The sequence below is a fragment of the Streptomyces verrucosisporus genome, assembly GCF_017114865.1.
Taxonomy (GTDB): Bacteria; Actinomycetota; Actinomycetes; order Streptomycetales; family Streptomycetaceae; genus Streptomyces; species Streptomyces fenghuangensis.
This window is the reverse complement of the sequence record NZ_JADEYH010000006.1, coordinates 117,536-129,438: the sequence shown is the minus strand read 5'-3', so window position 1 is coordinate 129,438 and position 11,903 is coordinate 117,536. Positions and strand designations below refer to the sequence as shown.

The 11,903-nt window shown below is 75.5% G+C and carries 11 protein-coding genes; 4 read left to right on the top strand and 7 right to left on the bottom strand.

Annotated elements, in window-relative coordinates; all coding sequences use genetic code 11:
- Window positions 1–76 precede the first annotated feature (76 nt).
- From IQ279_RS28790 to IQ279_RS27915, 5 genes are all read right to left on the bottom strand, one after another.
- Window positions 77–427 carry a VanZ family protein gene (locus IQ279_RS28790; protein ID WP_505011409.1) on the bottom strand — a complete coding sequence of 117 codons (351 nt, stop codon included), beginning with the start codon at window positions 425–427 and terminating at the stop codon, window positions 77–79.
- Window positions 428–477: 50 nt separating this feature from the next.
- The gene (locus IQ279_RS28785) at window positions 478–828 is read right to left on the bottom strand and encodes a hypothetical protein (protein WP_372445114.1); all 351 of its coding nucleotides are present in this window, start codon (window positions 826–828) and stop codon (window positions 478–480) included.
- A 205-nt stretch (window positions 829–1,033) separates the two neighbouring features.
- Window positions 1,034–2,236, bottom strand: coding sequence for a globin domain-containing protein (locus IQ279_RS10060; protein WP_206348028.1), 1,203 nt, complete (start codon window positions 2,234–2,236; stop codon window positions 1,034–1,036).
- 265 nt (window positions 2,237–2,501) lie between these two features.
- Window positions 2,502–3,899 (bottom strand): PP2C family protein-serine/threonine phosphatase, encoded by a 1,398-nt coding sequence (locus tag IQ279_RS27920; RefSeq protein WP_307792288.1) that lies wholly within the window; start codon window positions 3,897–3,899, stop codon window positions 2,502–2,504.
- Window positions 3,900–3,956: 57 nt separating this feature from the next.
- Window positions 3,957–4,625, bottom strand: coding sequence for a PAS domain-containing protein (locus tag IQ279_RS27915; protein WP_241027883.1), 669 nt, complete (start codon window positions 4,623–4,625; stop codon window positions 3,957–3,959).
- Between the two features lie 421 nt (window positions 4,626–5,046).
- On the opposite strand from IQ279_RS27915, the gene IQ279_RS10050 reads away from it, so the two are divergent.
- The 4 genes from IQ279_RS10050 to IQ279_RS10035 all read left to right on the top strand — a co-directional run bounded on the left by IQ279_RS10050 (window position 5,047) and on the right by IQ279_RS10035 (window position 8,918).
- A complete protein-coding gene (locus IQ279_RS10050) occupies window positions 5,047–6,705 on the top strand; it encodes a PP2C family protein-serine/threonine phosphatase (RefSeq protein WP_372445113.1) in 1,659 nt (552 codons plus the stop codon).
- A complete protein-coding gene (locus tag IQ279_RS10045; protein WP_206348026.1) occupies window positions 6,702–7,844 on the top strand; it encodes a cobalamin B12-binding domain-containing protein in 1,143 nt (380 codons plus the stop codon). The genes IQ279_RS10050 and IQ279_RS10045 overlap by 4 nt, the downstream gene beginning before the upstream one ends.
- A complete protein-coding gene (locus IQ279_RS10040; protein WP_206348025.1) occupies window positions 7,841–8,230 on the top strand; it encodes an STAS domain-containing protein in 390 nt (129 codons plus the stop codon). The genes IQ279_RS10045 and IQ279_RS10040 overlap by 4 nt, the downstream gene beginning before the upstream one ends.
- A gap of 139 nt (window positions 8,231–8,369) precedes the next feature.
- Window positions 8,370–8,918, top strand: a complete 549-nt coding sequence (locus IQ279_RS10035) for a methylated-DNA--[protein]-cysteine S-methyltransferase (protein WP_307792287.1) — start codon at window positions 8,370–8,372, stop codon at window positions 8,916–8,918.
- Window positions 8,919–8,962: 44 nt separating this feature from the next.
- Here the strand turns inward: IQ279_RS10035 and IQ279_RS10030 are convergent, their stop codons facing one another.
- On the bottom strand, window positions 8,963–10,561 hold the full coding sequence (locus IQ279_RS10030; protein WP_206348024.1) for an FAD-dependent oxidoreductase: 1,599 nt from the start codon (window positions 10,559–10,561) through the stop codon (window positions 8,963–8,965).
- Window positions 10,561–11,847, bottom strand: a complete 1,287-nt coding sequence (locus tag IQ279_RS10025) for a lycopene cyclase family protein (RefSeq protein WP_206348023.1) — start codon at window positions 11,845–11,847, stop codon at window positions 10,561–10,563. Before IQ279_RS10025 ends, IQ279_RS10030 begins: the two co-directional genes overlap by 1 nt.
- Window positions 11,848–11,903: the final 56 nt, after the last annotated feature.

Here is an 11,903-nt window from a genome sequence, read left to right as displayed (position 1 = left end):
CTCCCGCCGGACGGGCGGTGAGGGAGGAGCGAAGGCGCCGCGGCACCGGCCAGGCCGGTGCCGCGGCGCCCGCGTCTCACGCCTTCCCCGGCCCGGTGGCGGCGGGGCGTTCCCGCCTCGCGCCCCGCTGCCACCAGCGGCGGCGGGGCGGATGGACGGCGCGGCCGACGCGGCGGCCGAGCAGCAGGTAACCCAGCAGCGCGCCGGTGGTGTTGAGGATGACGTCGTCGATGTCGAACGCCCGGCCCGGCACGACGGCCCCCTGCACCAGTTCCACCGCCACCATCACCGCCATGGTCAGCAGGACCACCCGCAGCAGCCCGCGGGCACGCGGCCAGGCCACCGGCAGCAGCACCCCGAACGGCACCCCCAGGGCGATGTTGCCGCCGAGCTGCTTGACGGTGTCGCGGAACGCGGGCTGGCCCAGGTAGCCGCGGATGGAGTCGCCCGGGCCGCCTCGTCCTGCCCGGGTCCGGGTCAGACCGCGGGCGAGCCGGGTGCAGGCGGGGAGGGCGGCGCGGACGGCAAGGAGCCGGAACGCACCGGCGAGCCGGGAGCCGCCGAGGCCCGGAGGGTCTCGGCGTCGGCGTCGGCGAGGGCGGCCTGGGCCAGCAGCCGCCGGGCCAGCTCGCGCGCCTCCTCGGTGGTGAGCGCGGCCCAGGTGCCCGGCGTGCTGTCGCGGTCCGGGCCGAGATCCAGGGTGATCCGGCTGATCGGCCGGTCCGCGGTCGGCAGCCGCAGACACTTCACGGCGATCCGCCGGTCGCAGGAGGTGACCATCGGCGTCTCACCGGCCGGCCGGGGAAGCGCCCGTCCTGTCTCAGCCACTGTTCCCACACCTTCCATCTCATACCGCTCATAACGCAGGGGCACAGTGGGTAGCGCTGTCCGGGCCCGGGATGTTCCCGCCCCGCCGGCACCCGTCGCCTCCGGCCCCGTGCGCGGGCGCGGGAGTGCACGCGCGTACGGCCCGCCGGTCGCACCGGCGGGCCGTACGTCCACCCGTGACCGCCCCCGGGGAGGGGCGGCGGTCTCAGGCCGCCGCGTCGGCCAGCCACAGGTCGGGCCCGAAGACCTCGTACCGGATCTCCCGGGCCGGCACCCCCGCGCGCAGCAACTGCTCGCGCACGGAGCGCATGAAGGGCAGCGGACCGCACAGGTACACGCTCGCGTTGGTGTCCACCTCCAGCTCGTCGAGGTCCATCGCGCCCCGGCGGGCGTAGGGCTCCTCGGTGCCGGGCCGCTCGTACCAGAAAACCGAGCGGGCTCCCGGCAGCCGCTCGACCAGCCGTCCGGTGTCGGCGCGCAGCGCGTGGTCGCCGGGGGAGCGGTCGGCGTGCAGCACCGTCACCGGGCGGGTGGAGCCGGTGACGGCGAGGTGTTCGAGCATGCCGACCATGGGGGTGCAGCCGATTCCGGCGGAGACCAGCATCAGCGGCCGGTCGGACCGGTCCAGCACCACGTCCCCGAAGGGGGCGGACAGGGTCAGTTCGTCGCCCGCCCGCACGGTGCGGTGCAGCAGGCCGGAGACCTCGCCCTCCGGGGCGCCGTCGCCGTGGACCCGTTTGACGGTGATCCGGCGCGTCCGGTCCCCGGGGGCGGAGGAGAGGCTGTACTGGCGCAGCTGGTGGACGCCGTCGGGCATCCGCACCCGCACGCTCACGTACTGGCCCGCACGGGCGGCCGGCGCGGGCGCCCCGTCGGAGGGACGCAGCATGAAGGACACCGTGTCGGGGGTCTCCTCGCGCCGCTCGACGACCGTCCACTGCCGCCAGGGGTGCCCGGGCCTGACCTGCGCCATGAGGTAGAGGCGGGCCTCCTGGGCGATCAGGGCCCCTGCCATCAGCCAGTACACCTCGTCCCAGGCCGCCGCCACCTCGGGGGTGACCGCGTCGCCGAGCACGTCGGCTATGGCGGCGAAGAGGTACTTGTGCACGATCGTGTACTGGTCCTCGGTGACGCCGACGGCGGCGTGCTTGTGGGCGATGCGGGCCAGCAGCGTGTCGGGCCGCGTGCCGGGGTCGGTGACCAGGGCTCCGGCGAAGGCGGCGATGGAACCCGCCAGGGCCTGCCGCTGCGCGCCACTGGCCTGGTTGCCGCGGTTGAACATGCCGTCGAGCAGCTCGGGGCGGTCGGCGAACATGGTCGCGTAGAAGCGGGTGGTGATCTCGTCCAGCGCCCCGCCAACGGCGGGCAGGGTGGCACGGATCACCGCGGCCGATTCGGCGGAAAGCATGACGCTCCTAGGAGGAGGGGGCACGGGGTTCGTCGGCCGCCGGCGTGCGGCCACGACCTGTCTAGCAGCGGTGGGCGGCGCTTTCGGGCGCCCGGCGGGGATCAGGGCCGAAAGGCCCCGCCGCCCGGGACGTACGGCCTCGGCCGCCGCCCCGGGGCGGGGACGTGCGGCCCCGGGGCGGCCCGTGATCGATGCCCCGTACGGCCCGCCGCCCGTGTCCAAGAACGCCTGCCCGTGCCCGGCCGGCCGCCGGGCTCGCGGCGGTTCAGGGGCCGGGCGCGGGCACGGGCGCGGGCAGGCGCAGGGCGATCAGGGCGATGTCGTCGCGTCCGGTGGCGGCGGTGGTGGCCACCAGGCCGTCGCACAGGGCGCCGACCGGTTCGCGGGCGAGGGCCGCGGCGTTGCGCCGCAGCCGCTCCAGCCCCCGGTCGAGGGACTCCCCGGGGCGCTCGACCAGTCCGTCGGTGTAGAGCAGCAGGGTGCAGCCGGGCGGCAGTTCCTCGGACGCGCTGTCGCGGGGGGTGTCCGGCGGCAGGATGCCGAGCAGGGGGCCACGGGCGCCCTCCAGAAAGCGGGCGCCGCCGTCCCCGCAGACCAGCAGGGGAGGGGGGTGCCCGGCGGTGGTGTACGTCAGCCGCCACGGCCCCTTCGCGCTCCCGCCACCCGTCCCCGCCCGTGCCTCCGGGCCGCGCTCCACCCGGGCCATCACACAGGTGGTGGTGCCCGTGTCCGGGTCGAGGGCCTGGACGGCCGCGTCCAGCCGCCGTACGACCTCGCCGGGCGGCCGCCGGCCGTGGTCGGCGGCGAGCGCGCGGAGCATGTTGCGCATCCTGCCCATGGTGACGGCGGCTCCCAGATCGTGCCCGGCGACGTCACCGATGACCAGGGCCAGGGCGTCGCCGGGCAGTGGGAAGGAGTCGTACCAGTCCCCGCCCACGTCGGCCGCGGCCGGGCTGGGCAGATAGCGCGCGGCGATCCGCAGGTGCGGGTGGCCGGGCGGTTCGGTGAGCAGACTGCGCTGCAGCGCCCGCGCCACCCGCTGGGTGCGCTGGAGCCGCAGGGCCTGGCTGAGCGCGTTATGGGCCTGCTCGACCACCTCCCGCATCAGGGTCCGGTGCTGCGGGCCGATCGGCGCGCGGTCCCCGCAGACGAAGGCGGTCACCACGGCGGCCACCGCCCCGTCGACCAGGACCGGCAGTGCCACCCCGCTGTGCGCCCCGGTGCGGGACAGCCAGGACCGCACCCCCGGCGGCGCGACGTCCGCCGGTACGGCGCCCGGGGCGAAGGACCGGTGGACGTCGCGCCGCTCGCGGACGGCGCGGGCGAGCAGATGCCCGGGGCCGACGCGCTCCTCGCGTCGCGGGGGCAGGCCCGCGGGCAGCCCCTCGCGCGCGGTGGCCGCGACCCGCTCCACGGTCAGGCGGCCGTCCCCGGGAGGCTGCCCGGCCGACTCGGGCAGCAGGTAGATGCCGCACTCGTCGGCCAGGGAGGGAACGATCACGCGGCTCAGGGCGGCGAAGGCGTCCGGCGCGTTCTCCGACTCCGTCACCGCCGCGGCGGCACGGCCGAGGAGGGAGTCGCGCAGCTCCCGCCGCCACTGTTCCTCGATGTCGACACAGGCGGCCATCCACTCCAGCACGCCCCCGCCGTCGCGCACCGGCACGGCGCGCAGCAGGCAGTGCCGGTAGGTCCCGTCGGCGTACCGCAGCCGGTAGGTGTGCTAGAACCGCTCGGGCACCTCCCTGACGGCCCGGGACCATGCCTTCGCCAGGGCCGCGCGGTCGTCGGGGTGGGCGGTGCCGAGCCATCCGGTACCGCGCAGCTCCTCCCAGGGGCGCCCCGTCGCACGCTCCCATCCGTCGCTCCCCTCGACGAGGAGCCCGCCGGGGTCCGCCATCCACACCTTCTCGGTGCTCGTGGCCACCAGGTTCTCGTAGCGCAGCAGCGTCCGGCGCCGTTCCTCGGCGAGCGTTCGGGCGTGCTCGGCCGCGGTGACCTCGGCGGTCACCTCGGCGGCGACGACGAGGACCCCGGGCTCCTCCCCGGCCGGGGCGATCCTGGAGATGCTGAACGAGAAGTACCGCCGCTCGACCTCGCCGTGGGCGCAGCGGACGGTGACGGGCGCGGCGGAGACCCTCACCGGTTCCCCGTCGCGGAGCACCGGATCGAGCAGATCGAGATAGCCGCGCTGCTCCAGATCGGCGAACGCCCGCCGCACCGGCGCTCCCAGCGGCCGGTCCCCGAAGATCGCGCGGTAGGCGGCGTTCATGTAGGTCAGGACGTGCCGGGGCCCGCGGCAGACCAGGACCCCGACCGGAGCCGGGTCGAACACCTCCAGGGGCAGCCCGCTGAGTTCCGTGCTCTCCGTGGACCGCCGCGAAAAAGACATAGGAGACATTATTCATTCAGGCGTGGCGTCCTCGCGTGGCGCCGTACGCGCGCACTCGCGGGTGGCCGCCCCCCGGCCCCGCTTCGGCGGCGAGGCGGACGCGGGACGGAGCCGGGGCGGTGATGTTTATCACGATCCCTCCGAAATCCTCGTTTTCCCCCCGTAACCCACCTCGCCGATTGTTCTCATGGGGCAGGCGGGAGACGTGCACGAGGCGCTCTCCCGCAGGTGCTCCGTCTTTCCGGGCGGACCGGTCCGCCCGGAAAGACGGAGCACCTGCGGGCATCGCGGTTGCCTTGATCGCGGCATCCGGGGGAAGGTTGCCGGAGGGCAATTCTCTGTTCGGCGTCCTGCCCGGCGTTCCGTTCAGCGTTCATCCAGCAGAAAGGTGGTGGGGCCCGCGGTACGCGGACCCCCGCTTGTGACGATCTCCGAGGACTCATCTGCCCGGCCGCGCGGCACCGGAACCGGTGCCGCGTGGGACGACGCGCCCTGCGCGGTGGTGGCGGTGGATCCGTCCGGCGTGGTGGTGGGGGCCAACACGGTCGCCACCGGGCTGCTTCCGCAGGCGGTGCCCGGCGCACGGCTGGAGGAGGCGGTGCCGCACTGGCTGGCCGACGCCCACCGGCGCCTGACCGCCTCCCCCAGCCCGCTCTCCGGTCCGGGCGAGCCGCCCGGGGGCGAGGCCGGCGGGCGGATCCTGCGGGCGCATCCGGCCCGGGGCGGGAACGGCGTCGTGGTGTGGTGGCTGCTCGACGACACCGAACTGCGCCTGGCCGAGGACGCCCTGCGCGGCGAGCGGGAACGCACCGCCTTTCTCGCGGAGGTGTCCGAGACCCTCTCGGGCACCCTGAACGTCGAGCGGTGCATGGAGGCGACCGTGCGCCTGGCCGTGCGGCACCTGGCGGACGCGGCCGTGCTGATCGCCCCGGCGGCCGGACGCAGACTGCCGGTCACATACAGCGCCCCCGACGGCCCGGTGCACGGCACGGTCGAGGCGGACCCGGAGACGGTGCCGGGCCTGAGCGAGGCGCTCCAGGGGTTCCCGCCCGCGCCCTCGCGCTGGATCGACCCCGCGCTGCTGCCCGACTGGGTCGTGCCGCCCCGGTTCGACGGACCGGCGGGCTCGGTGGTGGTCACACCCCTGCCCGGCCACGGCGTACCGGCCGGGGCCCTGGTCCTGCTGCGCCGCACCGGCCACACCGCGTTCAGCCGGAGCGAGGAGATCTTCGCGAGGCTGTTCGCCGCCCGGGCCGGAGCCGCGCTGTCGGCCGCCCGCCTGTACGCCGAGCAGGCCGCCATCACCGAAACGCTGATGCGTGAGCTGTTCCCGCCGAAGCTGCGCCGGGTGCACGGAGTCGAGTTCGCCGGCGGCTACCGCGCCTCGGAGCTCAAGGAGTGGGTCGGCGGCGACTTCTACGACCTCCACCCCGCGGCCGGGCCGGACGAGGAGTCCCTGATCGTCCTGGGCGACGTGTGCGGCAAGGGGCTGGAGGCGGCCGTCCTGACCGGGAAGATCCGCAACACGCTGCACGCGCTGCTGCCGATGGCCGACGACCATCCGCGCATGCTCGGCCTGCTCAACGGCGCGCTGGTCAGCTCGCACCACACCCGCTTCGCCACCCTCGTACTGGCCTCCGCCGCCCGCGTGGAGAACCACATCAGACTCAGGCTGACCAGCGCCGGCCACCCTCCGCCGCTGATCGTGCGCGCCGACGGGAAGGTGGAGGAGGCCGACACGCGCGGATCCCTGATCGGCGTGCTGCCGAGGATCCGGGCGCGCACGGCCACGGTCGAGCTCGCGCCGGGCGAGACGTGCCTGCTGTACACCGACGGCATCACCGAGGCCCGCGGCGGTCCCCTGGGCGGCGAGATGTTCGGGGAGCGGCGGCTGAAGGACGCGCTCGGAGAGTGCGCGGCCATGCCGGCGGAGGCGGTGGTCGAACGCGTCCAGATGCTCGCCGGCCAGTGGGTCGCCGGAAGAAGCCACGACGACATGGCCGTCGTCGCCATCACCGCGCCGCGCACCGTGCACCTCAGCGCGGTGGACGGCCACACCCGGGGCAGGTACACGGCATGACCATCCACACAGACCACGCCTCCACCGCCGCGGACTCCGCGGCCGATCCGTGCGCGGCACGGGAGAGACTGTGGGACGCCGTCCGCGAGGGCGACGAGTACGCGGCCTCCGAGGCCGTCTTCGCCGCGCTGGACGCCGGCACGGAACCGGAGGCGGTACTGCTGGACGTCATCGCGCCCGTCCAGCGGAAGGTGGGCACCGAGTGGGCCGCCGACCGCATCACCGTGGCGCAGGAGCACGCCGCCACCGCCATCAACGACCGGATCATCGCCGCACTCGCCCACCGGGTGCGCGGCGCGGCCCGCCCCGGCGCCGGTGCGGGCCGCGTCACGGTCGCCTGTGTGGACGGCGAGTGGCACGCCCTGCCCGCCCGGCTGCTCGCCGAGGTGCTGTCGCTGCGCGGCTGGCAGGTCGACTTCCTCGGCGCCCAGGTCCCCGTCCCGCACCTGATAGCGCACCTGCACCGCACGGGGCCCTGCGCCGTCGCGCTGTCCTCCTCCATTCCCACCCGCCTGCCCACCGCCCACGCCGCGATCACCGCCTGCCAGGCGGCCGGCACCCCGGTGCTGGCCGGCGGCGCGGCCTTCGGCCCCGACGGACGCTACGCACGCCTGCTGGGCGCCGACGCCTGGGCCCCGGACGCCCGCGCCGCCGCCGACAGGCTGGGCGGGGAGGCGCCGCTGCTGCCCGGCCCGCGTTCCGCGCACCACCCGGTCGACGACCTGCCCCACCTGGCCGACCAGGAGTACACGATGATCTCGCGCACCGCCCCCCGGCTGGTGGGGGAGACCATGGCCGGGCTGGAGGAGCGGTTCCCGGCCATGCGCGAGTACACCGAACGCCAGCGGCAGCACACCGCCGAGGACATCGCCCACATCGTCGACTTCCTGTCCACCGCCCTCTACGTCGACGACGAGGAGCTGTTCACCGGCTTCATCACCTGGACCGCGCAGATCCTCACCGCCCGCAAGGTCCCCGCCCACTCCCTTCGCCCCGCGCTGGACCTGCTGGCCGGTCGGTTGAAGGACTTCCCCCGCGCGACCCGCCTGCTGGAACAGGCACACCGGGCCCTCGGCGCGTGCACCGCCCCCGCCCCTGCCCCCACCTCCGACACCACCGGCCACGGAAAGCCCGAATGACACCCATGCACCGCCCCTCCTTCGCACTCGCGGCCGAGACCGGCCCCGGTACCGCCCGGCTCCGCGTCACCGGCGACCTCGACTACGAGACCACCGAGGAACTGGTCGGGGCCGTACGTCTGCACCTCGGCGGCCGGCCGGCGCCGGACGACCTCCACCTCGACTTCGCCGCGCTGAGCACCTGCGACTCCACGGGACTTTCCGGACTGCTGCTCATCCACCGCCTCGCCGGTGTCCACGGCACCCGCCTCCACCTCGACAACCGCCCTTCCTTCCTGGAACGGTTCCTGGAGATCACCGGCACCCTGGAGTACCTCACCGCACCGCCCGAGCAGGAGACCCCGGGACAGCCGGGGGAGCCGGAGCAGCGGCCCGGTGCCCTCTGACGGTGCCCGGCGGCGACCGCACCCCGCCCCGCCCGGGGGTAGGCGTCCGGAAACCGCCGGTCCGGGGGCGGGCGGCGGGCCATGCTGGTGCGGAGCGGACCGGTCCCGTCCGGACCGCGGCCGAGAGGAGACCCAGCACGTGCCCGCAGTGCCCCGGGCGCCCGGAAGGCGCGCGCACACCGTCGTCGACAGCCCCTGCGGCCCGCTCACCCTGGTCGCCGAGGAGGAGCATCTGATCGGCCTCTACATGGAGGCCCAGCGGTACCGGCCCGACGAGTCGGTCTTCGGTGAGCGGCTGCCGGAGCCTGACGGGCTGCCGCTCGCCGGGACGGCCCGGCAGCTGGAGGAGTACTTCGCCGGGCGCCGCGAGACCTTCGACCTGCCGCTGAGGCTGTACGGAACACCGTTCCAGCGACGTGTCTGGGCCGCGCTGCGCGAGATCCCCCACGGACGGACCTGGACCTACGGCCGGCTCGCCGGGCACATCGGCAGGCCGACGGCCTCCCGCGCCGTCGGCCTCGCCAACGGAAGGAACCCGGTCGGCGTCATCGTGCCCTGCCACCGTGTCGTCGGAGCCGACGGCGCCCTGACCGGTTACGGCGGGGGAGTGGAGCGCAAGCGGACGCTGCTGGAGCACGAGCGCGCCCTGCCGGCCGCCGCCGGAGCCCTGCCGTTCCCCGTCTTCTGACCGCTCCCGCCTTCTGACCACCCCTCGGCCGCCGGGGCTGCCTCTCAGCCGCCGAGTGCCGAGGCCAGCAGCCGCAGCGGCGCCGAGCGGCCCCGGCGCGGCACCGTCAGCAGCGGATGACCGCGCACCCCCCAGGTGGCCAGCAGCGCGTTGGCGGCCTCGAAACCGGTGGTGGCCGCCCGCTCCATCAGCGCCACCGGCAGCGTGGTGCGCACCAGGTCACCGGCGAGCACCAGCCGGGGGTGGCCGGTGCGCACCCCCGGCCGGTCCCGCCAGGTGCCGGTGGCGAACAGCGGGCAGTCCTGCCGCCACTCGTGCCGCTCGTCGACGACCGGGGCATCGGCCGTCTCCGGGTAGACGCGGGCCAGCTCGGCCAGGGCAGCCCGCTGGACGGCTGCCCGGTCCGCGCCGGGATCGACGGCGTAGGCGTGCAGCTCCACCACGCTGCCGCCCGTCCGAGCGGCCCAGCGGGCGGCCTCGCCCTCCCACCGGTTCAGGACGCTGACGTTGTCCAGTGGGCCGTAGCCGCTGGTGCCCAGGAAACCCGGCCGGTCGGCGGCCACGGGCCGGCCCAGCCAGTATCGGGAGACCAGGAAGGGCGGGGCCTCGCGCAGCCGCCCGACCGACGCCCGCCAGCCGGGACCGCCCAGCTGCGGGGAGTTGTCGACCAGGGCGCGCAGGCCCGCGCCGTCCACGGCCAGGACGACCGCGTCGTAACGCTCGCCCCGCTCCGCCCCCGGTCCCCGGCCCCCGGCCGTCACCACGGTGAAGCCGTCCCGCTCGGGTCGCACCAGTTCCACGGCGGTGCCGGTGCGCACCCGCGCCCCCAGCCGCTCCAGCCGGGCGGCCAGCGGATCCCACAAAACGGCGGGGAAGGGGCCGTCAGGGACGTCGAAGAGCAGCCCCTCGGCCGAGCCCAGGAAGTAGATGTGGAACATCAGCACCAGTTCGGCCGCCGACAACCGGCGCGGATCGGCGAAGAAACTGCGGGAGAACACCTCGAAGGCCAGGTGCCGGGCGGGTTCGGGGAAGTTGACGGAGTCCAGGAACTCCGCGGCGCTCACGCCGTCCAGCCGCTCGTGGACCTCCGGCACCCGCACGTCGAGCAGGGACAGCGCCGCACGGGGGTTCATGCCCGCCAGTCCCGCGGGGGTGAAGGTCGGGCTGAGGGCGGTGAAGCCCAGCACGCTCCACGGCGGGGTGCGGGGCACCCGCGCGAAGCTGTCCCGCGCTCCGCCGCTGTGCCACAGCGGATAGTCCGGCAGCGGGGTGAGCATCGACAGGGCCGGGTCGATACGCCGCAGCAGATTGCGCAGGTTGTAGTACTGCCGGAAGAAGGCGTGGAAGCCGCGGCTCATGGTGACGGACGTGCCGTCGGCCAGCTTCGTGGACCAGCCCCCGACGCGCCCGCCCAGCACCTCCCCGCGTTCCAGCAGGTCCACGGCCACACCGCGTTCGGCCAGCGCGGTGGCGGCGGTGAGCCCGGCGATGCCGCCGCCCACCACCGCGGCACGCACCTCGCGGTCGCCGACGCGGGCCGCCCCGGCGGGCGCCGGCCGGTGCACGGCGTAGCGGTCGCGGGCGAGCCGGGTGCGGCCCTGGCCCGCGAGCGGGTACGGGAACGGAATTCTCGGGTCTGTCATCAGCAGGCCTTTCGCTGGTGGGGATCACCGGGCCGCGGCACGGCGGCGGACGGCCGGCGCGGCAGGAGGGGAAGTTCGGCCAGGGAGCGCGCCATCGGCCATATGGGGGAGCGCAGACCGATCGCGACCTCCTCGTGGAACGCGGATCGGCCGTCGAGGAAGCGCAGCACGCTGTCCAGCCGGTTGCGGCGGAAGAGGCGGGCGAAGAAGTCCGCGCCGTCCACCCGGCCGGTGGCCAGGGCGCGCAGCAGCGCGGCGTCCATGGCCAGATGGCGGCGGGCGTGCGGCCGGGGCGGCACAGGGGCGCGCCCGGCCGCGAGTGCCGCGGCCACCTGTGCGCTCTGACGCTGGACGGTGGCGAAGGTGTAGCCGGTCGAGGGACGGGTGGCGCCGCCCGCCGTGCCGATGCGGAACACCGAGCGCCCGGCCCGGCGCGCGAAGCGCCCGTCGGTCATGGGGATGACACCCTGCTCGGCTCCGGTGACGGTGAACTCGCCCAGCGGGCGGACGCGTTCGGTGTAGTGCCGCAGCGCGGCCTCGTACTCCCGGACGCTCAGGGGCGAGGGGGAGAACTCGGTGTATTCCACCAGGGCCTCGCGCGGGGTGAGGGGCAGGACGTAGGCGAAGGACAGCCCACGCCGCGGCTGCGGGGTGCGCAGGTCCATCAGCTCCGCCGTGCCCGGGTCGAAGCGGTCCTCGGCGGTACGCACGAACCAGCCCCGGAAGTGCTGCAGCAAGGTGGTGTGGGCGGGCGGCAGGACCCGCGGCGGACGCGAGTCGAACACCCAGCGGCCGGTGAGCGCGAAGGGCCGCCCATCGGCGTCCGTGCCGCTCACCCGCGCGCCGTGCGGCACGTCCCCGACGGCGGTGACGGTGCCGGTGACACGGGTGACGGCGCCGACGGCGGCCAGACGGGCGTCCATCGCACGGATGAAGTCCGCGGAGCGGACCATCAGATAGCGCCGGGGGCTGTCACCGCCCAGGGTCTCCCCACCGGGACCCCGCACCAGCAGCCGCCGCCAGGACGCGGTGACGGGCGCGCCGAGCCCGGCGCCGGGCCTTCCGGCTCCCGCCCCCTCCTCCTCCCAGAAGCACCAGGTGCGCTCGGGACTGCGGACAGGACCAGGCGGCGGCTCCACCACCGCGACCGAGAGAGCGGAGGGGGAGGAGACGTCGAGGAGGTGGCGGACCAGCGACAGCCCCGCGGCTCCCGCGCCGACCACGACCACGTCCGCGTCCGCCCCCGTGTGCGCGACCGGGCCCGCGGTGGTCCCCGGGCGGCTCATCCGCGCTCCCTCCCCCCGACGGCGCCCCCGGCGATCCTTCCCGCACTCCTCCCGGC